Below are 22210 nucleotides of genomic sequence, written 5' to 3'. Positions count from 1 at the left end.
AAATCTCATTTTATCGAAACTATTTGGGCTTTTATCGAAACCAAGCTCTTTCTATACCCTGGAAATAAAATTCATTAATGTGTTTGGCTATTTTCCTTCGTAAATATAAAAAGCTGTAGCAAATAAATTTGCTACAGCGAGAATTGAAACATGCCCTTTGATGGTGCAATATCTTTTATTCTATCATAAAAAACTTTATTATGATGTATTTTGTTTTTTACAAAATTTTAATTTAGTCTGTAAAAGCCTATTGACAAAAAAATGAAGAATCGTTATAGTCAATTTATTCAACGTTGAATATAAAAAGGTGATTATTATGACAAGGTTATTAGTTCTTGCTATGTTGGGGTTTAAACCAATGACTGGCTATGATATTAAAGTAATGCTTGAATTGAGTGATGCTGAACGATGGGGTGGTGTGCTAATAGGCTCTATCTACAATGCCCTAAAGAAGCTTGAAAAAGATGGCTATATAGAGGTGGCTAGTATTGAATCTACGGGTCATAGGCAAAAAGCAATTTACCAAATTACTGAAAAGGGTAGGGCACATGAACAAGAATTGGTTATCGAGGCCCTTGAAAAATCTTCTGTAGTTTATCCTACAACTTTGTATTCAGGCGTATCATTTGCATTTAAATTACCAAATGATAGAGCTATTGAAGCATTAGAAAAGCAAAAAAAGATTTTAGAACAAGAAGAAAAGGCTATAAATGCTGGTTATGAGGCAAAGCTGATTGCTATGCAAGGTGAAATACCAGCGTTAACACAACTAGCATTTGATAATATGCTAGAAATTGTAAAAGTACAATCAAGGTTTGTCAATCAAGCTATTGAAATTATGAAAAAAAATGACTCTCTCGAATGAGGGAGTTAAAAAATAGCTATATAGTCAACGTTGAATATCCAATGTTGAATCATTTCGGACGGGTATTTGGACATCTGTAGCTGACGCTTCACTTTCGCTACAAAAAACATCTGTAACTGACGCTTCGCTTTCGCTACAAAAACATTTGCTGAAAGAAATTAAAGCCTCTGGCGGGTTACGGGATCGGAAAGGTGTTTTTTGCAAGTACAAAGCCGATTCCGAACGCAATTATGCCGAGGCAAAATTGATACGAGGAGAGAAAATATGAAAAGGCTACTTAGTGCTAATCAATTAACGAAAAATTATAAGGCAAGATGTGTCGTTGATTGTATAAATGTTGATATTAAAGAAGGTGAGATAGTAGCTTTAATTGGCTCGAATGGTGCTGGGAAAACGACTACTATCAGTATGCTCCTTGGAATTGTTCCCCCAGACAGTGGAACAATTGAATATTGGACTTCTGATTACAAAAAGGAGATAGGTACGCAACTTCAATCAACACCATTTTTCGAAGGTTATTCCGTAGAAGATAATATGAAATTATTTGCTGCATTTTATGGGATTTCATTAACGGATAAGATGATTGATGACAAGCTCGCAGCCTTTGATTTACTACATGTTAAAAAAACGCCTGCCATCAAACTGTCATTAGGACAGCAAAAACGCTTAGCCATTATCGTGACTACTTTGCATAATCCAAAGCTAGTCATTTTGGATGAGCCTTCTGCAGGATTAGATCCGCGGGGGCAAAAGGAAATTCAACATATCATTAAGCGATTAAAAGAAAGTGGAGTTGCCGTGTTATTTTCTTCTCATGATATGTTGGAGGTTATGAATGTAGCTGACAGAATTTTGATTATGCATCACGGAAAAATAATGGCAAATGGTTCACCTGATGGATTAATAGCGCAATACCAAACTCAAAATTTAGAGGATTTATTTTTTGAATTAACAAAGTGAGGAGCAAGAGGATGAAAACTGTTTTTTTATTAAATTTAAAATCTAGCATGAAAGATATGTATTTACTATTTTGGTCAATTTTAATGCCATTCGCCGCTATTATTGCGTTAAGAATTTTTTTACCGAGCTATTCAGGAGATTATGTAGAAGGAATCATTGCTGTTAGTGTATTTTTTTATTCATTTATGACTACTGCTTTTATAGCGTTGTCTCAACGAAAACGAGGTGTTTATAATTTACTTCACGCAACACCTATGCCTTTGTGGAAATATATCGTCAGTGTTTCGAGTTCATGGTCTGTCATAGCTATTATCCTGTCATATATAGTGCTTTTATTTGCTTTAGTTATCAATCAATTGAAATTTTCCTTTAATGTTCTCTTTTATATGACACCAATTATTCTAATAGCTTCATTAAGTTTTGTATTTTTAAGCTTTTTTATTTCAAGTCTCGTGAAAAATGAAGGGCATTTGAGTATGACTGCGAATGTACTGATGATACCAATGCTGCTTTGTAGTAATGCATTTTTTACAATGGAAAAAGCGCCAAATTTTATCCAATATATAAGTCTAGTGAATCCATTTGAATGGTTTTTGAATGGCATAAAAGCCGCATTCCTAAATAATTTTAGTACATGGGGGGAATCTTTACTCCTCTTAATAGGATGCCTAGCTTTGACACTAATTATTTCCTTAAAAACCTTCAAGTATAGTGATCAATAATTGTAAAGGTAATAAATTAAATGACCAGAACTCAAAAGTGGGTCTGGTCATTTTGTAATGTGAGCTAGTATGCACAACAACTTGGTGGTGTATAAGTCCACTCAGGCTTTATATTCGAAAGGGGGCTTTTGAAAATCAACTGAACTATTATTTTTTTGCGTATCATTTTATTTGTTATATTTCTGAAGGAATACCTTGAGCTTCTCGTAAGTAATTTGGGTATTCAAATTACCTGGTACTCCATCATAAACATGTTCAGCTTTCGGAAGATAATAGATCTCATGAGAAACATTATTCATTGAAAGTTCCCTGTCCAATATTGTAGCTTGTTCTGTTGGGACAAGACTATCGCTCGTTCCTAAAAACATAATGGTAGGTGGTGTGTGTTCTCCAATATAGTTGATAGGAGAAAGCTTTTGATAACGATCAGGAAATTGTGAAGGTGTGCCCCTAATGTACTCTTTCATAACATTTTGCACATAGTCTGGAGTTGGGTTATTTTGATAAAATTTTGTCATATCTGACGGTCCGTAAAAGTTAATCACGGTATTAATACGTACTGAAGGTACATCGATGGACGGTGGTAAAGTTGTGTCTCCCATACTATAAGCAGCAAGCATAGCTAGATTTCCACCTGCTGAATCACCCATTAAGTTAATTTTTTCAGGATCAATTTTGTAAGTATCCGCATGTTCTACTACCCATCCTATTGCTGATTTCACATCAGCTACTTCATCTTTCCATCCTGCTTGAGGAGGCATGCGATAGTCTATATCAAAAACAGTAAATCCTAATTCACTTAACCATTGATTCCAAAAAGGGGTACTCGCTTTACTACCATCAACCCATCCGCCTCCATGTACCTTTATAACAGCGGGGGTACGTGTGTTTTTCAATTTTTCATTGGCGGGCCACATATCAAGCTTTAACTCAACACCATCTGTAGTTTTTCCATATACGATATCTTTTGTAAACGTTGATGATATTTCTGTTTTGTTGTTAAAAAAGTGAGAATAAAGTGAAACTTGAACATTTTCTTTTTTAGCATAGTTCTCCATTTCTATTATTGGCTCTATAATTAAAAATGCATTTATTAACAATAATGAAATCGAAATGAATTGAGCGATTTTAGCTTTCTTCCATGAAGCAAGTATTACTAACACTATGATAAAAAATGTTAGTATTACTAAAAACCATGGAGTGTACAATGCGAGCGTTCCAAGGAAACCAACTACACTAAGAATATTAGTTGTATTAAAAATGGCATATGCAATCATGGCAGTAAGAAGTGTTAGTACTACTGAAAAGCCTGTTAATAGCCACTGAAAAAAACCTTTAGGTCGCCATTTGGTTAATTGTTTTTGTTCCATATTTCAAAATTCCTCCATACTAAAGAATATATTTTATCTCCGACAGCAATATCCCTCAAAAATTTTTATGAATCAAATACAATTGGATATTAAAGTCCTTATACAATTCTCTCTCTCTATAATATATAGAATCAATTTTTTTATTAATATAGTTAATCTACAAAAAAGGTGAGATTTAGTATAGATATGTGGACATTTGAGGAGAATCTTTACTTTTCTTATTGGGATGACTTTGACATTTATCATTTCCTTGTAGAAAAACGCTACTTTACAGTTAACGCCACTTGGCATTTTGTAAGGAGCGTCGAAATTGTAAAATTGGCCAGAACGGATATAAAAGCTGAAAATAGAATAATTCATTAAAGAAATTGGAGAGGGTGAGTGGATGACTGACTACTCCCACAGCTAAAGCAGCGGGGTTCTTATATACTTAAGAGAAGCGTTACAAAGCTCTCCACAGATGGTGTTGCCATGTCCTGTGTACAACATCTTTGATTTATCTTCTGTTCTATAATAAAACAATCTTTTTTCGATTTCGTCATTACCCGTCACTCCTTTATTTTTTGATTATTCACAATATACAACAAAAACATACGTTCTGTAAAGAAAAGCACTTCATTCCTCCCAGCTCTGAAGAAGTGGGCTTCCTGAAGGTCAATTCTATGAATGGTATGTAAATAATCTGGGAGCAACATGCAGTTACCAAGATAATGATAAAGCTATTCTTAATTTTGCCAATCAAAGTTTTTTTCTTGTTAGAGCAACGAGTAATCAAAGCTCAAATTTCATTGATTGCTATGGAGAGGAGCGTTTTTTAAATAACCTTTGAGGTTGATGGATTAAGTGCATTAAAGACTACCCATAAAGATTTCATCGATAAAGGAATTACAGTTGGAGAAATTGAAAATAGGGGACATGCGGGAAGAAATTTTGTTTTTAAAGATATAGACGGAAATAAATTTGATGTGTGGAGCGACCTGAGTCCTACTTTTAAAGCAAAACTCAAGGAGGAAAAATATGAGTAAACCCATATTGAAAGGAGTAGAAGCAATATTTATTCCGATTAAAAACCCCGAATTATCTGCTAAATGGTATGAGGAGAAACTAGGATTTTCACTTCTTTACTTAGAAGATGATGCAGCGGTAATGAAAATTGATGAAGAATCTCAAACAGTTGTTTGTTTAGTAAAAGCAAAAAATTATACGCCACTAAATTTCCCAGACAATTATTTTGGTGTAGGCAAATTCTTTAATTTTATATCGCATGACATTGAAGAAACTTATCGATCGTTAATTGAAAAGAATGTAAAAGTTAATGAAATAGATGGAGAAGGAGAGACGAAATTTTTCACCTTTTATGATCCTGATGGAAATCCACTGGGAGTTTGTCAATAAAGTATATAGAAACACTATTTCCTGAACAGTAAATTTATAGAGGGCCACTTATTATTATAAGTGACCCTTAGTAACGAAGCTTGGAGGTGTAAGACTAAACCATCTTACATTACTAACATATGATACGATGTTATTCTTGCATAGTTAATTGCCTGAGAAATAGTTTAAAAATGTAGTAACTTATTTTAAAGGCATATAAGCTGACGGATTTAACTGTTCAGATTCTATCACGATTCCAGTTAATCCTTTGGTCGTTTTAGTTTCATGCCATTCACCTTTTTCCCAAAAAACTGCATCTCCAGGCTGGACTTTGAAATATTGCTCCAGTTCATTTCTTACAAATCCTTCGCCTTCTATAATTAAGAGCAGTTGAGGAACAACAGCTTGATGATAGCCTATAATACCGTTTTCTTCTAAATACATGCAACCGATACTAGCTGATGCTTCGGTGTTAATAATGCGAGACATAATAAATTTTGAATTAAACTGTGAGATGTTTTTACCATTTACTTTAGAAAATTGAAAAAACTTCATTGGATTCCTCCAAACTTTTATCATTTTTTCACAGCATGAACGTAATGAATCGTTTCAAAGGCTGTTAGATAATCTTTGCGATTGTCAAAGTAAAGCTCATTAATGTTAGCTGGAGATAAATGCTCATAAATTAGTAGTCCTGATTTTTCTAACATCATTTCCATTTCCTCATAAGTAAAACACGATTTCATCGGTTCACCACTCGCTGTAGCCATTTTCACCATGTTGTCCACTCGATTAGAGATTCCTTGTTCTTTAAATAAGTTTTCATCTGCATAATCCATAACTATGGAGCTTCCTGGTGGTAGATTTGCAAACAAATGCTCAATCAAGCTTGAAGTTTCCTCTTTCGTTAAATAATAGGAAACGCCTAGTAGACTAAAGAACGTTTTTTTATTGTCAAAGCCGCTGTCCAGAAGATTTTGATATGAAAACTTTTTTGTGAAATCCATCGAAACGAAATGTACATTACTAGGAAGCTTTAAATCAACTTCGTCTAATCTTTTCTTTTTAAATTCTTGTGTTGCAGGGTGATCAACTTCAAAGATTTCCAAAATGTTTTCAAATTCCGGGTGTCTTAAGCAAAACGTATCTAACCCTGCTCCGAGTATGACATATTGTTGTAAACCTAACATGACTTCATTCAGTAAAACCTTTTCACAATATGCTGCACGTGCCAATGGCGTAGGGGAGAGTTGAATTTGCACAATCCATTTTAATAGTTCTTCGCTATTTCCATTTAATATTTCTACGATTTCTTTGTTAAAAAATTGGATGCCTTGAACCATATTTGTTTGAATATCATTGAATTCTTTTTGTGTGATTAAATCTTTTGCTAGATAGTCATCAAAAATTTTAGGGCTATCAAATTGGCTATGATAAGCTCTGCTAAATGCTGAGATTAATGAAGTTAAACTGGATTCACCTTTGTTCATGCAAATACACTCCTTCAAAAAAAATAGGATTCCCCTGGCCAGGAGAATCCTATTGTACAAATAAATATCACAAAAGTAAATTATTACATAAATATTTTTTTTTGTCAAGTTTTGAGTGTTGGAATCATTGAAATTTTAGTCATCTTAATCATTTTTTTTGGATAAACATTTCTCCGTTAGGTTGAATTTCTGCATAGAAAACCTCATCTATTGATTTTATATTTGCTTTTTTTAATTCATTATTCAGCCAATCTTTACTTTTTCCAATTTCTAATAAATTTCGTTTTAGTAATTTACCGTCTGCGATTATTTCAGTAGGGATAAATGCTGGGCTTTGTGGGAGTATTTTTAAATCAATCTTCTGCGTTCCTTGATATTCTGGCTTTTTAAGAATACTAAGAATGCCATTTGGTTCTAGGATAGCATAGTCAATTTCTGTAATTGAAAAAACCTGATACTGTCTAATCATCATAGTAAGATCATCGATATTAATTTTAGTTTTTGCTAAAGCTTCTTTATCGATTTTCCCTTTTTTAATAACAATTGTTGGCTGACCATCAAGTATAACTCTTATTTTTCCAGATTTAAGACTAATGTAACCAATAATAGTATTAAGCAAACACCATACAATTAAGCTAGTTAATTCTTTTGTGTAATTGCCTGTATCCAAAACAACCATATTAGCTGCAATTGAACCAATTGTAATGCCAGTTACATAGTTGAAGAAAGTTAAGTGACTTAGCTGTTTTTTACCTAAAAACCTTGTAAGTGTAAGAAGCACAAAAAAAGTAATAACGGTTTCAACAACTATCTGTGAATAACTTACGTTCAAAATCTCACTCCTCGTCTTAACCCTAGATTACCCACCGTATTTAAAAAGATACTTCCGTAAATGAATGAACTTATAGTGGGCAATCTTTTGTGTTAGTTAAGTTTTGAAATTGAACTATTTGAGGAGAGTGTAAAAACTATTAGTATTTGAAAAATTACGTCGAGCGCTATGTAATATAAGAAAGTAATGAAGGAAGGGAAATTGAATGAAAAGAGTACAGCTGGATTGACAATATTCCGAGAATAATGATGGATAAACATAGTTAATCAACGCACCTTCCATATCACATAAAGTTTCTTATTATGGAAAATTGTGATAAGGTTTTGTTGTCTTAAAATAAATTATTTAAAGACAATTTCGCTTAGGGGGTAGGTATTATGACAAACAAAAATTATGTCAACGTGATAAACAAAAAGGGGAAAACGACTAACTAATGATTATATAGCGTTTTCTCAAATAGAGAGGGGACAGTTATTTGAATCAAGCATTACTAATTATCGATGCTCAACAAGAATTAATGGATGGCAATGAGAAAGAAAGGGCTGTTTATAATAAGGAACAGCTTATTAGAAATATTAATATAGTCATTGAAAAAGCAAGAGAATCCAATGTTCCAATAGTGTTTGTGAGGGATCTTGATGTTGCTGAAGGAAAAAGTCCAGGATTCGAAATTCATAATGGGATTAATGTACCAAAAGAAGCTAAGATATTCGATAAAACTGCAACAAATTGCTTTCATGGGACAGGACTTCTAAATGATATAAGGTCTCAAGCGATTATACATGTTGTGATTATGGGCTGTTCAACGCAACACTGTATCGATAGTGCAGTTAGAACAGCGACAATTAACGGTTTGGATGTCACGTTAGTTGGTGATGGGCATTCAACAGTGGACAGTGATGTATTAAGTGCTGAGCAAATAATAAAGCATCATAATAACACGCTTCATGGCCATTATAATGTTGAACACTTTTCTGTTGTTAGAAATGCAGAAGAAGACTTATTTCAACCTACTCATGATTCGTATAGATAAGAAATATAGTAAGGGCACTCATTTGATGGGTGCTTTTCTTTTTGGTGTTGGTAGCTTGTAAGTTTTACTCAGTTAATCCGAGTACGGAGATAACGAAAAGTCAGGTCAGATGTTACTGTGCAATATATCGCCTCTTGCAAAGAGGTGTACGATATGAATAATATTATATTAAACGATGAGCAGAAGGTATTAATAGAGGATTTTGAAGCTTACATAGAGTCATCAGGCGGTGCAAGGTCACTTGGCAAGATATGGGGATACTTGTTGATATCGGGTTCGCCAAAGTCACTCGATGACATGGTGAACGATTTACAAATTAGCAAAGGGATGGCATCATTGTCCGTTCGACAGGGAGTTCAAATTTCTTTATTTCGTAAAGTAGGGATTCTTGGTAGCAAGCGAGATTTCTATCAATTGCATACAGACGCATGGGCATCGACTTTGCATACGAGCATTGCACAAGGTGCCATGATGGCCCAATATTTGCGTAGAGCGAAGGAGTTAGTTCTAGAGGAACAGGCTGTATCAACCATTGATGAGAGTATCGAGTTTTTTGAATTTGTTATCCAACAGACGGAGCAAATTTTAGTTCAGTGGGAAGAGCGAAAAGAGCGCAATGCAAAGTAGGAGGAAGTCTTATGCCAAAAGTTAATGCTAACGGAATCACTATCCATTACGAAATTAGAGGTCAAGGGACGCCCGTTTTGTTTTTGCACGGGAGCGGAGCATCATGGAAAATGTGGGAGCCTCAATTTGAAGCATTCTCTTCACGCTATCAAATGCTTATGCCCGATTATAGAGGACATGGTGATACAACAAAGGAATTCCCGAATAATAAATATGATCATCATATTATTGTGGAGGATATCAAATGTTTTTTAGATGTTCTTGGGATTAGCAAAATTCATATAGTCGGTGTTTCGCAAGGTGGACAATTGGCTACATTGCTTGCGATAAAATACCCAACATACGTTGATAAGCTCGTAATTTCTAATAGTTTTAGTGAGATGCCTACTATTGCGGCTAGCTGGGTGCTGTCCATATCAAATTTTATATTTAGTCTGCTTCCATACCGTATAATTATAAATATTATGATGAAGTTCTATAAGGATGATCCTTATACTCAGCGGATATTAAGGGAGTCTTTTTCAATTGATAAGAAGATGTTGCTTGCAATGAAAAAAGCACCATTTCCAACCCATACGGATCAATTGCATCGAGTAAAGTCGCCTACACTTGTAATGGGTGGTGCAGGGAAAGTTGTAACGGGCGTTGATGAAGGGAAAGGATCCCGAACTATTTATAACCATCTTCAAAATGCAAAGTTAGCACTATTCAAAGATGCATTCGATCCATTAAGTACGATGCGCCGAGATATTTTTAATGAGATGATTATGGACTATCTAGAGGATAAGCCTTTGAAGCACTATAAGGATGTAGAAATTTTCAAGAAATAAGAGAGGCGGGATAGTATGACCATTTATATCGCATTACTTAGAGGAATTAATGTAGGCGGGCACAATAAAATAATCATGGCAGAATTAAGAAGTTCTCTGGAGCAATTAGGATTACAAAATGTGAAGACATATATTCAAAGTGGAAACATCCTTTTTGAATCAGACGAAACTGAGGAGACTTTGCAAACGAAAATTCACGATAAAATTAAAGAGGATTTTGGGATATCTAGTGTTGTTGTCATTCGGACAGCAGAGGAAATACAGCGGATTGTTAGTCAACCCCCTTTTTCAGATAAGGAGATTACAGAAGCGGAACAATCATGTAAAGGTGAATGTCTGCATGTTGCATTATTGCCGACAGCTCCTTCGAAGGTCAATAGTGACAAGTTTTTATCCTTTGCAAACGACAGAGAACTTAGTGTCATAAACGGAAGAGATGTGTATCTTTTATTCTATGACAGTATTCGAAATTCCAAACTGGGTAATAATCTAAAAAAACTTGAGATTCCAGCAACTGTCCGTAATTGGAAAACGCTCATGAAGCTTTCAAGTATGGTCGAAGAAGTCAAACATATGAAGAGTGAATAATATTTATCAAAGCTCTTTATTAAGTATTCGTATATTGGGATTTACAAAAATGCATAAAAAACAAAAAAGATTAGGTATTCAATTATTTTGTGAATTGACTCGAAAAGTTGTTTTTAATAATTCGGGTGAAGTTCACACATTGATAATGTGTACCTAGTCTTTTACATTCTATCAAGTTTATTAAATTCACAACATAAGTTTTTTAAATAGAAAATGTTTTGTGAAATGACTATTATATTTTTATTTTTGACTATCATCGTTGTCAAAAATAAAAGAATCATTTACAATATATTTGAGGTGATCACATGAAAAATCGACTCAAAGAATTGCGAGCAAGGGATGGATTAAATCAAACTGAGTTGGCAAAAAGAGCAAAAGTTTCACGTCAAACAGTTAGTTTGATTGAAAGAAACGAATATATGCCATCTTTACTAATTGCGGTGAAGATTGCTCATGTATTTCAAGAGCCAGTAGAAAATATTTTTATTTTTAGTGAGGAGGAATTGTAATGAAAATGTTATTGATTTACTTTACAGTTGCTGTTTATGGAGTTTATAAATGGATTATAAATTTTAACAATCTATCAGATGCAGCGAATGTATTAATGACTGTAAATTTCATCAGCCTTGTTGCACTTATCATTGCCGAATTGCATAAGCGAAAAATAGAAATCGGATTGGATATGGAACTTAATTTTGATCAAGAGGACCTCCATTTGTTTCAGTTGGAAAGAAAAGCATATACAATGACTATCTATATACAAATTGCAGGTTGTCTATCATTTATAGCGATATTAGTCGGATTTTTATTATTTAGAGATGAATATCCAGAGGTCGTTTTGGCTAGTATCGTGCTGATGTTTTTTGCATTAATCAAGTCATTTCCTAGTGAAAAAATTGTCAACCTTACAAACCCGGGATTTACGTTACCTAATCCTCAATCAAAAAATTATAATAAAGAACTATTAGATCAGTTTGACGATGGACAAAAACATCTCATGTTCCAAGGACTTTATAATTTATATCAATTTACAATTTGGGCTTTAGTACTTTTATCATTTGGATTAATGTATTATTCTGCGTTTACAGGAAACTCGCAGTTAGTTAGTATCGTTTGTATTGGTATATTATTAATGTTTATTCAGATTAGTTTTACAATCAGTTTGAAACCAAACAAACTGAAAGAAAGTGGCGATGTTTAAAGAGTCGTCTTTTGGAATTACTTTCGCTACATAGTATAAATCGAGGACTTCACGATTAGTTTAGAATTTATTAAGAATTATATGGTAAACAAGTAATGTCATGGTTAATAAATGAACACGCATAAAGAAGGCTAGGTATTCACAAATTTTTTGTGAGCCTAGCTTTTTTGTGTTGATGAATTATAACAATAAAAGCAAACAAACTAATTTGAACTGCATTCCAAATATGGGGGCAGGTTTTGTAGATGATCCCTACGAGAGATTTGAAATTAATAAATTTGTAAGGAATGAGTAAGAAAAAAGAGATGATCGATTCGTACAATTATAGTACATGAAAGAGGGCGTTTTAGTTGTCACTATGTAAACCTATTGCTTTTTAGAATCCAGAGGGCTGAAATCATGCAATAGAGTAAAAACTGAAGAGGAGAGATGATGCTATGGTGCATTTACTAAAGCTGGAAATGAAGAAATTTAACTTAGGTTGGTATGTAAAAGGTGCGATTATCGCGAATATCATTTTAACAGCAATAGTATGTTTCGTTATTTACATTGCACAGAGCGAGGGGGATATACCCATTTCAACGTATCAAGATGTTTATGTACTGATTGGTGTAAGCGTGAGGGCAACGTTTATTGTATTTGCCTCTGTATTGATTGCGAAACTAGTCATTGAAGAATATAAAAATAAAACAATTTTGATTTTGTTCTCTTATCCTGTTAGTCGTAAGAAACTGATCGCTAGTAAACTGACACTGATAGCATTCATAACGTTAATTACTTTGATGTTGTCTAATATCATTGTTGCAGGTCTATTTTCAATCATCAATAGTTATTTTCCTATCGTTCCATTTACATTAACTACAAATCAGTTTATAGGTGAAGTCATAAACATGATTCCTTTTGTTATCGCCTCAACAGGAATAAGTTTAATTCCATTGTATTTTGGGATGCGTAACCATTCTGTTCCGGCCACTATTTGTTCTTCCCTACTCGTGGTGGCAATTGCTTGTTATTATAACCCAGAAATTCCATTGGCGGCCTTCATTCCACTACAAATAGGGCTTGCAGCAGTTGGAGTAATAATTGCATTTCGAGGTATTCGTAATATTGAAAACGAGGATGCGATGTAAAGTGAAGAACGGTAACACAAAATCAGAAAGAGCTAAGAGAAATGTAAGATTTTTGTAATGAATACGGCGGGAATAAGCAATTATTTGTGCTTTGCAATATGGATTATGGTTGCAGGTTTTATAGCGCTAATGACATCTGGAAGTAATACTTTAAGGTATTTCTTATAAGGATTTATATTTTGGCTCACGACATTTGTGGAGGGAATTTTTTGCAAGACTTTAACGACTCCTATATTTTAATTGATAAGAAAAACTTAGGGTGTTGCATAAAAAATCATAAATTTTCTTTATGTTCAACGTTTGATAACTTAAAAGAAAGGAGGCGGAAAGATGAGAATTTTTGATGCACACTTTCACATTATTGATTTTGATTTTCCTATTACAGAAAATCAAGGATATGTACCACCCAGCTATGTTGTAGAAGATTACCAAAAAGATACAGCGACTTATAATATTGTAGGTGGTGCAATCGTATCAGGTTCTTTCCAAGGTTTTGACCAAGGTTATTTAGTGAACGCTTTAGAGAAAATGGGATCTGCATTTTGTGGTGTTACGCAACTACCATTTTCGGTAACAGATGATGAGATAATTGATTTACATAAAAAAGGGGTACGCGCACTAAGATTCAATGTGAAGCGTGGCGGCTCCGAAGATTTATCGAAGCTCGATTATTTTACGAGACGTGTATATGATTTAGCTGGTTGGCATAGTGAACTATATATAGACGCTAAAGATTTGCCTGAAATCGCACCAACGATTGAAAAATTACCGGCGATTTCGATTGATCATTTAGGGCTCTCCGAGGAAGGCTTGCCTCATTTGTTGCGGCTCGTAGAAAAAGGTGTACGAGTAAAGGCGACAGGTTTTGGTCGAGTGGAGCTCAATGTAGAAAATGCTTTAAAATCCATTTATGCTGCCAATCCAGAGGCGTTAATGTTTGGCACAGACTTGCCGTCAACACGAGCAAAAAGGCCTTTTGCTTATGCAGATATTGAACTGATTAAAGAATTATTTGATGCAACGTCGGCGGAAAAAATTCTTTATCAAAACGCAATGGATTTTTATTTCAATTGTTGATAGAAGTACTGTTTACAATCAAGTTTATATTTAGAATATATGATTTAGCTGTTTTGAAATTAGTAAAAACTGAATAATCTACTTAGTTATAAAAAAGTCAATTCATTTTTTTTCGAGTTGACTTTTTATTTTGCCAAAGCCATTCATTTGAATAGGAAGGTGAAGTTAACGTGTTTAACCCGGTCAACATTTTAGGACGAGGTTAAAATAGAGTGAATGTAATGTGAAAATTACTTTAAATGAGCAGAATGGTTTATTAACTGAATCTAAACGATGTAAAATTTAGTAGAGGTGTAGACGATATGGGGGATAAGCAAAATAAAAAGAATGCAATCAAAAATTATTTAAAAAAACAAATTAATAAAAATAGATATATATTAGGTGTTGCTGCTGGTTCTGGAATGACGGCTAAATACGCAGAACAAGGTGGCGCTGACTTTATTTTGGCTCTTAATTCAGGTCGATTTAGATTAATGGGGGTTAGTTCATTAGCTGGTTTTTTACCGTATGCCAATAGTAATGATGTTGTAATGGATTTTGCATGTAAAGAGATCATTCCTATGGTAAAAAAAATTCCTGTTTGTTTTGGTTTATGTGCAACAGATCCAACAATTGATTTACATGACTACATTGATTTAATTAAGAAAAAAGGCTTTGCGGGCATTAATAATTATCCAAGTATTGGACTAGTTGATGGGCTTTTTAGAGAAGCTTTAGAGGAACAAGGGATTACATATGATAAAGAGGTAGAGGCTATTCGTATCGCTAGTGAAAAAGGGCTGTTTACTGTTGCCTTTGTATTTAACGAGGAGCAAGCAATAAGTATGGTGGAAGCGAGCGCAGATATTATTTGTGTTCACTTAGGGTTAACGAATGGTGGATCATTAGGTGCTAAAAAGATTTTATCTTTACAAGCTGCCAAAAGGATGGCGGTCAATATATTTAATGAATGTAATAAACTGAATCCAAACATTATTAAAATGATTTATGGAGGTCCGGTTAATAAACCAATAGATGTTCAATATATGTATGATGATACTACTATTATGGGTTACATTGGAGGTTCTGTTTTTGAAAGGATTCCAAATGAACAGACTCTCATACATATTACGAAATCATTTAAGCAAACGAATGATTTTCAGTTTGATGAATTAATCGGTAAAATTACTGATGGCTTAGGAAGTCAAGATGATTATATTAATTTTACAAAGAAATATATAAGCTTACATTATATGGATGAAATATCATTGAATGAAGTGGCAGAACTATTAAATTTATCTCGTTCTTATTTAAGTACGTTATTTAAAAAAGAAATGGGTATATCATTTACTCAATATCTTATTAATTTTCGGCTTAATCGCGCAATTGAAATATTAAAATTAGAAAAGTTACCACTAAATAATATCGCTGAAATGGTAGGTTATCCTGACTACACTCAATTTAGTGAAATATTCAAAAAATACAAAGGTGTGTCACCTAAAAACTATATAAAAAATAACGAAGAGACAATTTTATAGAACAAAAACACATTAACTCTCCTAAAAGAAAACGTTATCATGTAGTTGAGTAATAAATGGTACCGCTTTCTTTAATTTTAAAAAGAATTAAGAAGGGATGAGTTGATATGAAAACAATTGCCTTGGCTGGAACATTTGATTCAAAAGGACAAGAATATTTATATGTAAAAGAGTTGATGGAATCGTTAGGTTTCAATACTTTCACGATTCATACAGGTGTTTTTAATCCAGTTTTTAATCCCGACGTATCAAATGCTGAAGTAGCAGCTGCCGCTGGAGAAGATATACAAGTAATTGCAGCAAAAAGAGACCGAGCAATTGCAACCGCTGTTCTTGCAAAAGGGATGGAAGTGCTTTTGCCGAAATTGTATGAAGAAGGTAAATTTGACGGCGTACTATCCTTTGGAGGTACTGGAGGGTCGTCTATCGTAACAGCTGGAATGAGAGAATTACCAATTGGTGTTCCTAAAGTAATGGTTTCAACAGTCGCTTCCGGTAACACAGAGCCCTATGTAGGTACTAGTGACATAATTATGATGCCATCAGTAGTAGACGTTGCTGGTTTAAATGTGATTTCGACTAAAATATTTACAAATGCGGTATTTGCGATAGCAGGTATGCTTAACTTTGAAAATAAAACGATCGAGAAAAAAAAGCCTCTTATTGCTGCAACTATGTTTGGACTGACAACACCTTGTATTAATCAGGCTAAAGATTTCTTAGAAGCTAGGGGATATGAAGTTTTAATTTTTCATGCAACAGGTGTTGGTGGTCGGACAATGGAGAATTTAATAGCGAATGGATTTATAGATGGTGTCCTTGATATTACGACTACTGAATGGGCTGATGAATTAATTGGCGGTGTATTGAAAGCTGGTCCTCATCGTTTAGAAGCAGCTTCAAAAAATCAAATTCCTCAAGTTGTATCAGTTGGTGCGATCGACATGGTTAATTTTGGTCCATTTGATTCTGTCCCTAGTAAATTTAAAGGACGAAAATTTTATAAGCATAATCCAACCGTTACTTTAATGCGCACATCCGTTGAAGAGAACAAGCAAATAGGTGAAGTGATTGCTGAAAAATTATCTTTAGCTAAATGCTACACAGCGTTATTGTTACCGTTAAAAGGGCTATCAGGTCTCGATGTTGAAGGTCAGCCTTTCTACGGTTTAGAGGAAGACAGTATGTTATTTGATACTTTAAGAGAAAATGTTGACCAAAGTAAAGTGGAAATGATTGAAATCAATGCGGATATAAATAGTGAAGATTTTGCACTAGCTGCAGCGAAAACATTAATTGAATTAATAGAAAATAAAGAAAGGGAAAATTAAAATGTTACAGAGACAAGTTATATTGAATCGATTTAAAGAAGAAATTAATAATGGACATATTCTTGTAGGTGTTGGCGCTGGTACAGGAATTACGGCTAAAAGTAGTGAAGCTGGTGGAGCAGATATGTTGATTGTTTATAATTCAGGCCGTTATAGAATGGCTGGTCGTGGTTCCCTAGCTGGTTTATTATCTTATGGTGATGCTAACCAAATTGTTGTTGAAATGGGTAATGAGGTATTACCCGTAGTAAAAGATACACCAGTACTCGCCGGTGTTAATGGAACAGATCCTTTTAAAGTTATGGAAGTTTTCTTAAAGCAACTGAAAGATCAAGGGTTTAGCGGCGTTCAAAACTTTCCCACAGTTGGTTTAATTGACGGTGTTTTTCGTCAAAATCTGGAGGAAACGGGAATGGGCTATGATTTAGAAGTAGATATGATTAGAAAAGCACATGAATTAGATTTGTTTACTACTCCTTATGTTTTCGATGAAGAACAGGCAAAGAAAATGGCTGAAGCGGGTGCAGATATCTTAGTGGCGCATATGGGATTAACAACAAAAGGAACTATTGGTGCACAAACGGCATTAACTTTAGATGATTGTGTCGATCGAATCCAAAAAATTATTAATGCTGGTAAGTCCGTAAATCCTGATATATTAGCAATTTGCCATGGAGGTCCAATTGCAGAACCGAAAGATGCTGCTTATATTATTGAAAGAGTAGAGGGAATTGTTGGATTCTTTGGTGCATCTAGTATTGAAAGATTTGCTGCAGAAAAAGGAATTAAAGAGCAAACTGAAGCTTTCAAGGGAATAAACAATAGTAATTAGCTTTTCATATAGAAGACATTTTTCGATAGTCTGAGTCACTCATCAATAAAAATGAGTGACTTTTTGTTGTCGAAAAACTTTTATATCAAGGCCCCCCAAGAAGTCGACCACCCTTCAAATACTATGCCTAGAAGTACATAGTAAAAGAAGAATGCCTATTTTATATTTTAGTAATAGGTAACGCTTTTTATGTTAACCGGTTAACAATTTTTATTGACTTACGAAAATTAATAAATTATAGTTGTTGTTAACCGGTTAACAATATTGATTTGTTTTAAAAATATTAAGAAAAGTCTGGTGGAAACTAATGGATAAGATAAATAAAAAAGAAGAAGCTTTGGAGTCTCTACAACATTTAATTACAGAAAGAGAAGCAGCCCAAAAAAGGAGAAAAGTAGATAAAGCAGGCCAAGAAGAAGTGTTAGTTTTAGATTGGACACTTACTCAATTACATATCGTTGCAACAATTAAAGAAAAGGGGAGGGCTAATAATACTTTTCTCTCTGAAAGTTTAAAACTATCTAAACCAGCTATTACAAAAGCCGTTAAAAAGTTGTTACAACATAATATTCTTGCAAAAATGCACCAAGGAGAAAATAAAAAAGAGGTTTATTATCTTCTGACAGAATCAGGAGAGAAGCTTGCTTTAATTCATAATCAATTACATGAGCAAGCAAGAAACAGCTATTTAAGTATTTTAGATAATTTTAATATAGCCGAATTAGAGACTATTATTAAGTTTTTAAACGCTGTTACTGAGAATATAAAGCAAAATTAAGGAGAATGTATATGACAAGACGAATATCTCAAAACAAAGTATTTGTTTTGTATTTGTTAAGTATAAGCACTTTTTTTGCCTCTTTAAATCAAAACATTTATACACCGATTATTCCTCTTATTCGGGATTTTTTCAGCGTCTCAATTAATTGGGTAAACTTCACAGTGAGCAGTTTTATTTTTATTATTGCTATGATTCAAATCAGTTTAGGGACGGTAATTGATAGTAAAAACCAAAAGAGATTATTATTGATTAGCTTTATTTTTATTAATATTTCTACGATATTTTGTGCATATGCAGATCATTTTCTGCTCTTTTTGATAGCTAGAATAGTCCAAGCTATTGGTGCTGGAATCATCCCTTTAGTAACGATAAATATGATTACACGATTATTTGAAGGCGAAGCAAGAGGCAGTGCAATAGGAACGTATCAAATATTACTTACACTCGCTCCAGCTATTTCACCTATATTGGGAGGTTTACTTGGGCAATATTATGGCCACCAAGGAATTTTCCTATTCCTCTTTGTTATATCTGCAGTATTATTTATTTTGATTATTTACGGACTTCCAGATAATGAAAGGAAAGATGCCCAAGGTAAAACAAGCAGCTTATTGAAAACGTATATTGCTGTTTTTTCTAATTATATGGGTGTAAGTACAATGATCGTCAGTTTCTTTGTATTCTTTGTATATTTTTCTATTCTTGTTTACTTGCCGATATTGCTTAACGATCAATATCACGTTCCGTTGCAAATCATTGGTTTATTATACTTACCCTTGACCGTTAGTATGATTTTGGGAAGTGTAATATTCAAAAAATTACAGAAAAGAATTCCTTTAAATGACTTGTTTATTGCTGTTCTATTTTTAATGCCCTTAGAAGTAATATTATTTGGTTTACTACATACTAAAACAATTATTGGATTGGCTATCCTATTATTTGGCTATGGCATGACAGTGGGATTTTCACCTCCTTTATTTTCAACTATGATAAGTAATGAATACAGCCAAAATCGAGGAACTGCTTTAGGTCTTTTTAATTTCATCCGTTATTCTGGTATGGCAATCGGAGGAATGTTCTCTGGATTATATAAAGTCATTCCAAGTAATCTAGTATATGTTTTTTTAGGTATCTTTCTTTTTTTCACTTCAATATTACATTATCGAAGTTTAAAGAAAAGACTTTTGTATTAGAATGGTTTATTCCTAAATGCCTTTGATTGTTAACATTAACACATTATTAAAGTGTACCACGATCAATAAAAGGGTCCTGAAAACCTATTTAGGCTTTTAGGACCCCTTATTACTCCTTTTTAGGCTAAACCTTTAATATATTTCGTAACATTCCCCAAACAACAACTTCCTTGAGGGTTGTTTACCTCGCATCCACAACGGTTTTCTTTTATATTTGAACGAATGTGTTCTAAGGGATTAGGCGTGAGTTCATTTTCAACATATTGTTTAATTTTTTCTTTAGTCCAATCAAAACAATAACATATCGGTGTGTGTAATGAGTCATCCTTTTGATGCACAGCTACCTTTATATCAGAAATATGGTACATCTTATTACTCAAATCAAAATAAACTACATGACAATCTGTAGTTGAACAAAAATAGTGATTTTCCACAGCATTTATTGTTTCTAATACAGCTGGTTTAATCAATGATTTAATCGTCATTAGTTTTACGCTTTTAGCTTTATTTTTACAAGAAGGACATACAATAGCGTTTTCATTTATAATTTTTTTATGGCTACTATCACAACAGTTTCCCATGATTTTTCCACCTTTACTTTTTATTTTTAGTCTCTAAAAGTTTCAAAAACAGGATAATCGCACATCATTTTTTTTGTAGAATTCATAATTCATCTTATATAAAGTATAAACCATTATGCTAACGTACAGGTAAAAGGAAATTAATAATTTCTCAGAATATCAACATGATAGTGAACACGCATGAAAAAATGACGAGTTACTTACATAAATTGCACCTTTATTTGTTAGTAGTGTTTATTGTCTTCATTCAAGAATTAACTACATTGATGGAATCGAATTTTCTTTTACAATAGACGCTGTGAAGGCATATGTGCATGACCATGATTGGGTAACAGTAGATGAACTACTACAAAATGTCGAGACTCAAAACTCGAATCCCAAAGCATCCTTAAGGCTACATTGCAACAAAGTGGAATGACGATTGGTGTGAAAGAATAATTATTCAACGTAAAAAAGGAGATTTATAGAGTAGAAAATAGTAAAATAGATAAGCTGATAGCCAAAAAAGTATTTGTTTGGAAACTCGAAAAGTTTTAACGAAAATGAACAAACACTTCGAAGATCATGTCAGAAAGATCATGCATTGAAAGGGGAATAACGTAGTAAATAAATGTCGAAATACTTAGTGATTTTAATGGATGAATCCTAAAAAATCATAATCAATTTATGATTAAGAGGCGTTTAAAAAAGTCCGATTTAACGCAATTGAAACTTAATATGAAGGGGGGACTATTGGAAATGTTTATAGTGGCAATATTGATTACTTTAATTTTCGGCAGTATTTCTTATATGCTGTTGAAGCATCCTGAGGGTGCTATACAGATGAGTTCCTTTTCAGATGATTTCAAAAAGAAACCAATTTTAAAAAAGTTTATAAAGTTTATGGGCTGGTGGTTTTTATTACTTGTGATAGCAGCGTGGATTGTTGCAATCATCTCCTTGTTTGAATGAGGTTATAAACTTTTTGAGGAAATTTGACTGAATGAAAAAAGCCATAGCGTAGTAATACGCTACAGCTAAAAATTGGTTATGCCTCTTCATATAAGAATTACAATACATAAAAGGGCGAGTATAGCTACATTTGGTTATTAAACTCATATTGGAATATACACATGCGAAGGGCGTCTCGATATTTACCTTCAGTAAAAAATTCTTCTTTAAGTTCTCCCTCAATATGAAATCCAGCTTTTTTATAAATGTAAATGGCTTTTTCGTTTTGTTTATCAACAATTAAATATAGTTTGTGTAGATTTAAAATATGAAAGGCGTATTTCATTGCCAAAATAGTAGCAGCGTAGGCATATCCTTTTCCTTGAGAATTAGGATCAATAATAATTTGAAATTCTGCATTACGGTGGATCAGGTCAATTTCAACTAATTCAACTAATCCAAGAATTTCCTTTTCTTTTTCGACTATAAAACGTCTTTCACTTTGTTTATGGATATGCTTTTCAAATAAATCTTGTAGTTCTACAAAAGATTCATACGGTTCTTCAAACCAATATGACATGATTCTAGAATCATTATTTAATTTATGAACATATTTTAAATCTTCTCTTTCTAACGGTCTTAACTTGATACTTTCTGACATAATCGATGTTCCTCCTAAATTTATAAAAGTGTATGTTTGACATACAAACAATTATTCCCGTAACACACTATAAGCTGTATAGTAACTATACAGTCAAGGAACCATACTTTTTAGAGGTATATGGTAAAATATGCACTAAAACTGGTAGTAAGGAACGGGGAATTCATTCTGTAAAACTATGACTCATCACCAAAAGTTGTGGATGACATTTGTTAAGACGTATATTTTGGATCAGGCGTGTTGATTAGGAAAAAATAGGTTTATTATTGATCGATGAAAGGGTTT

At 33.4% G+C, this 22210-nt stretch carries 24 protein-coding genes and 1 pseudogene; 19 read left to right on the top strand and 6 right to left on the bottom strand.

Going from position 1 to position 22210, the window contains the following annotated elements; all coding sequences use genetic code 11:
• Window positions 1-316 precede the first annotated feature (316 nt).
• The 3 genes from QRN68_RS12785 to QRN68_RS12775 all read left to right on the top strand — a co-directional run bounded on the left by QRN68_RS12785 (window position 317) and on the right by QRN68_RS12775 (window position 2547).
• Window positions 317-865, top strand: a complete 549-nt coding sequence (locus tag QRN68_RS12785) for a PadR family transcriptional regulator (protein WP_285397279.1) — start codon at window positions 317-319, stop codon at window positions 863-865.
• A 264-nt stretch (window positions 866-1129) separates the two neighbouring features.
• Window positions 1130-1825 (top strand): ABC transporter ATP-binding protein, encoded by a 696-nt coding sequence (locus QRN68_RS12780; protein ID WP_285397278.1) that lies wholly within the window; start codon window positions 1130-1132, stop codon window positions 1823-1825.
• A gap of 11 nt (window positions 1826-1836) precedes the next feature.
• Complete coding sequence (locus tag QRN68_RS12775; protein WP_285397277.1) at window positions 1837-2547, top strand: ABC transporter permease; 711 nt, start codon at window positions 1837-1839, stop codon at window positions 2545-2547.
• A 167-nt stretch (window positions 2548-2714) separates the two neighbouring features.
• Here QRN68_RS12775 and QRN68_RS12770 read toward each other — a convergent pair whose 3' ends face one another.
• Window positions 2715-3917, bottom strand: a complete 1203-nt coding sequence (locus QRN68_RS12770; RefSeq protein ID WP_285397276.1) for an alpha/beta hydrolase fold domain-containing protein — start codon at window positions 3915-3917, stop codon at window positions 2715-2717.
• Between the two features lie 667 nt (window positions 3918-4584).
• Here QRN68_RS12770 and QRN68_RS12765 point away from each other — a divergent pair.
• Window positions 4585-4942: pseudogene (locus QRN68_RS12765) on the top strand (VOC family protein); the annotation flags it as partial.
• A complete protein-coding gene (locus QRN68_RS12760; protein WP_285397275.1) occupies window positions 4935-5312 on the top strand; it encodes a VOC family protein in 378 nt (125 codons plus the stop codon). The pseudogene QRN68_RS12765 and the gene QRN68_RS12760, both read left to right, overlap by 8 nt.
• A 180-nt stretch (window positions 5313-5492) precedes the next feature.
• Here QRN68_RS12760 and QRN68_RS12755 read toward each other — a convergent pair whose 3' ends face one another.
• The 3 genes from QRN68_RS12755 to QRN68_RS12745 all read right to left on the bottom strand — a co-directional run bounded on the left by QRN68_RS12755 (window position 5493) and on the right by QRN68_RS12745 (window position 7613).
• Complete coding sequence (locus QRN68_RS12755; RefSeq protein WP_285397274.1) at window positions 5493-5846, bottom strand: cupin domain-containing protein; 354 nt, start codon at window positions 5844-5846, stop codon at window positions 5493-5495.
• 20 nt (window positions 5847-5866) lie between these two features.
• Window positions 5867-6781 carry a class I SAM-dependent methyltransferase gene (locus QRN68_RS12750; protein ID WP_285397273.1) on the bottom strand — a complete coding sequence of 305 codons (915 nt, stop codon included), beginning with the start codon at window positions 6779-6781 and terminating at the stop codon, window positions 5867-5869.
• 148 nt (window positions 6782-6929) lie between these two features.
• Window positions 6930-7613 carry a DUF421 domain-containing protein gene (locus tag QRN68_RS12745; protein WP_285397272.1) on the bottom strand — a complete coding sequence of 228 codons (684 nt, stop codon included), beginning with the start codon at window positions 7611-7613 and terminating at the stop codon, window positions 6930-6932.
• A gap of 475 nt (window positions 7614-8088) precedes the next feature.
• Between QRN68_RS12745 and QRN68_RS12740 the strand changes: the two genes are divergently transcribed.
• From QRN68_RS12740 to QRN68_RS12680, 13 genes are all read left to right on the top strand, one after another.
• The gene (locus QRN68_RS12740) at window positions 8089-8646 is read left to right on the top strand and encodes a cysteine hydrolase family protein (RefSeq protein WP_285397271.1); all 558 of its coding nucleotides are present in this window, start codon (window positions 8089-8091) and stop codon (window positions 8644-8646) included.
• 153 nt (window positions 8647-8799) lie between these two features.
• Entirely contained in the window at window positions 8800-9273 is a 474-nt protein-coding gene (locus QRN68_RS12735) for a GbsR/MarR family transcriptional regulator (RefSeq protein ID WP_285397270.1), read from the top strand.
• An 11-nt stretch (window positions 9274-9284) separates the two neighbouring features.
• Window positions 9285-10103 carry an alpha/beta fold hydrolase gene (locus tag QRN68_RS12730; RefSeq protein WP_285397269.1) on the top strand — a complete coding sequence of 273 codons (819 nt, stop codon included), beginning with the start codon at window positions 9285-9287 and terminating at the stop codon, window positions 10101-10103.
• Between the two features lie 15 nt (window positions 10104-10118).
• On the top strand, window positions 10119-10691 hold the full coding sequence (locus tag QRN68_RS12725) for a DUF1697 domain-containing protein (RefSeq protein ID WP_285397268.1): 573 nt from the start codon (window positions 10119-10121) through the stop codon (window positions 10689-10691).
• A gap of 305 nt (window positions 10692-10996) precedes the next feature.
• The gene (locus QRN68_RS12720; protein ID WP_285397267.1) at window positions 10997-11200 is read left to right on the top strand and encodes a helix-turn-helix transcriptional regulator; all 204 of its coding nucleotides are present in this window, start codon (window positions 10997-10999) and stop codon (window positions 11198-11200) included.
• Window positions 11200-11892, top strand: coding sequence for a DUF3169 family protein (locus QRN68_RS12715; protein WP_285397266.1), 693 nt, complete (start codon window positions 11200-11202; stop codon window positions 11890-11892). Before QRN68_RS12720 ends, QRN68_RS12715 begins: the two co-directional genes overlap by 1 nt.
• A gap of 437 nt (window positions 11893-12329) precedes the next feature.
• Window positions 12330-13022, top strand: coding sequence for an ABC transporter permease (locus QRN68_RS12710; protein WP_285397265.1), 693 nt, complete (start codon window positions 12330-12332; stop codon window positions 13020-13022).
• 330 nt (window positions 13023-13352) lie between these two features.
• The gene (locus QRN68_RS12705; protein ID WP_285397264.1) at window positions 13353-14099 is read left to right on the top strand and encodes an amidohydrolase family protein; all 747 of its coding nucleotides are present in this window, start codon (window positions 13353-13355) and stop codon (window positions 14097-14099) included.
• A 302-nt stretch (window positions 14100-14401) separates the two neighbouring features.
• Window positions 14402-15616 (top strand): phosphoenolpyruvate hydrolase family protein, encoded by a 1215-nt coding sequence (locus tag QRN68_RS12700; protein WP_285397263.1) that lies wholly within the window; start codon window positions 14402-14404, stop codon window positions 15614-15616.
• 107 nt (window positions 15617-15723) lie between these two features.
• Entirely contained in the window at window positions 15724-16947 is a 1224-nt protein-coding gene (locus QRN68_RS12695; protein WP_285397262.1) for a Tm-1-like ATP-binding domain-containing protein, read from the top strand.
• Window position 16948: 1 nt separating this feature from the next.
• On the top strand, window positions 16949-17779 hold the full coding sequence (locus QRN68_RS12690; RefSeq protein ID WP_285397261.1) for a phosphoenolpyruvate hydrolase family protein: 831 nt from the start codon (window positions 16949-16951) through the stop codon (window positions 17777-17779).
• A gap of 307 nt (window positions 17780-18086) precedes the next feature.
• Complete coding sequence (locus QRN68_RS12685; RefSeq protein WP_285397260.1) at window positions 18087-18557, top strand: MarR family transcriptional regulator; 471 nt, start codon at window positions 18087-18089, stop codon at window positions 18555-18557.
• A gap of 11 nt (window positions 18558-18568) precedes the next feature.
• Entirely contained in the window at window positions 18569-19753 is a 1185-nt protein-coding gene (locus QRN68_RS12680) for an MFS transporter (protein ID WP_285397259.1), read from the top strand.
• A gap of 119 nt (window positions 19754-19872) precedes the next feature.
• Here QRN68_RS12680 and QRN68_RS12675 read toward each other — a convergent pair whose 3' ends face one another.
• Entirely contained in the window at window positions 19873-20334 is a 462-nt protein-coding gene (locus QRN68_RS12675) for a putative iron-sulfur cluster-binding metallochaperone (RefSeq protein ID WP_285397258.1), read from the bottom strand.
• A 732-nt stretch (window positions 20335-21066) separates the two neighbouring features.
• Between QRN68_RS12675 and QRN68_RS12670 the strand changes: the two genes are divergently transcribed.
• On the top strand, window positions 21067-21285 hold the full coding sequence (locus QRN68_RS12670) for a hypothetical protein (RefSeq protein WP_285397257.1): 219 nt from the start codon (window positions 21067-21069) through the stop codon (window positions 21283-21285).
• 124 nt (window positions 21286-21409) lie between these two features.
• Here QRN68_RS12670 and speG read toward each other — a convergent pair whose 3' ends face one another.
• On the bottom strand, window positions 21410-21925 hold the full coding sequence (speG, locus tag QRN68_RS12665) for a spermidine N1-acetyltransferase (RefSeq protein ID WP_285397256.1): 516 nt from the start codon (window positions 21923-21925) through the stop codon (window positions 21410-21412).
• Between the last annotated feature and the right edge of the window lie 285 nt (window positions 21926-22210).

Source organism: Lysinibacillus sp. fls2-241-R2A-57, from assembly GCF_030209535.1.
Classification (GTDB): Bacteria; Bacillota; Bacilli; order Bacillales_A; family Planococcaceae; genus Lysinibacillus.
This window is presented reverse-complemented; position numbering and strand designations above follow the sequence as displayed.

What these genes read in the sequence shown, in the direction of transcription:
- QRN68_RS12785 (WP_285397279.1), top strand. Translation starts at nt 317, where the DNA reads ATGACAAGGTTATTAGTTCTTGCTATGTTGGGGTTTAAACCAATGACT.
- QRN68_RS12780 (WP_285397278.1), top strand. Translation starts at nt 1,130, where the DNA reads ATGAAAAGGCTACTTAGTGCTAATCAATTAACGAAAAATTATAAGGCA.
- QRN68_RS12775 (WP_285397277.1), top strand. Translation starts at nt 1,837, where the DNA reads ATGAAAACTGTTTTTTTATTAAATTTAAAATCTAGCATGAAAGATATG.
- QRN68_RS12770 (WP_285397276.1), bottom strand. Translation starts at nt 3,917, where the DNA reads ATGGAACAAAAACAATTAACCAAATGGCGACCTAAAGGTTTTTTTCAG.
- QRN68_RS12760 (WP_285397275.1), top strand. Translation starts at nt 4,935, where the DNA reads ATGAGTAAACCCATATTGAAAGGAGTAGAAGCAATATTTATTCCGATT.
- QRN68_RS12755 (WP_285397274.1), bottom strand. Translation starts at nt 5,846, where the DNA reads ATGAAGTTTTTTCAATTTTCTAAAGTAAATGGTAAAAACATCTCACAG.
- QRN68_RS12750 (WP_285397273.1), bottom strand. Translation starts at nt 6,781, where the DNA reads ATGAACAAAGGTGAATCCAGTTTAACTTCATTAATCTCAGCATTTAGC.
- QRN68_RS12735 (WP_285397270.1), top strand. Translation starts at nt 8,800, where the DNA reads ATGAATAATATTATATTAAACGATGAGCAGAAGGTATTAATAGAGGAT.
- QRN68_RS12730 (WP_285397269.1), top strand. Translation starts at nt 9,285, where the DNA reads ATGCCAAAAGTTAATGCTAACGGAATCACTATCCATTACGAAATTAGA.
- QRN68_RS12725 (WP_285397268.1), top strand. Translation starts at nt 10,119, where the DNA reads ATGACCATTTATATCGCATTACTTAGAGGAATTAATGTAGGCGGGCAC.
- QRN68_RS12720 (WP_285397267.1), top strand. Translation starts at nt 10,997, where the DNA reads ATGAAAAATCGACTCAAAGAATTGCGAGCAAGGGATGGATTAAATCAA.
- QRN68_RS12715 (WP_285397266.1), top strand. Translation starts at nt 11,200, where the DNA reads ATGAAAATGTTATTGATTTACTTTACAGTTGCTGTTTATGGAGTTTAT.
- QRN68_RS12710 (WP_285397265.1), top strand. Translation starts at nt 12,330, where the DNA reads ATGGTGCATTTACTAAAGCTGGAAATGAAGAAATTTAACTTAGGTTGG.
- QRN68_RS12705 (WP_285397264.1), top strand. Translation starts at nt 13,353, where the DNA reads ATGAGAATTTTTGATGCACACTTTCACATTATTGATTTTGATTTTCCT.
- QRN68_RS12700 (WP_285397263.1), top strand. Translation starts at nt 14,402, where the DNA reads ATGGGGGATAAGCAAAATAAAAAGAATGCAATCAAAAATTATTTAAAA.
- QRN68_RS12695 (WP_285397262.1), top strand. Translation starts at nt 15,724, where the DNA reads ATGAAAACAATTGCCTTGGCTGGAACATTTGATTCAAAAGGACAAGAA.
- QRN68_RS12690 (WP_285397261.1), top strand. Translation starts at nt 16,949, where the DNA reads ATGTTACAGAGACAAGTTATATTGAATCGATTTAAAGAAGAAATTAAT.
- QRN68_RS12685 (WP_285397260.1), top strand. Translation starts at nt 18,087, where the DNA reads ATGGATAAGATAAATAAAAAAGAAGAAGCTTTGGAGTCTCTACAACAT.
- QRN68_RS12680 (WP_285397259.1), top strand. Translation starts at nt 18,569, where the DNA reads ATGACAAGACGAATATCTCAAAACAAAGTATTTGTTTTGTATTTGTTA.
- QRN68_RS12675 (WP_285397258.1), bottom strand. Translation starts at nt 20,334, where the DNA reads ATGGGAAACTGTTGTGATAGTAGCCATAAAAAAATTATAAATGAAAAC.
- speG (WP_285397256.1), bottom strand. Translation starts at nt 21,925, where the DNA reads ATGTCAGAAAGTATCAAGTTAAGACCGTTAGAAAGAGAAGATTTAAAA.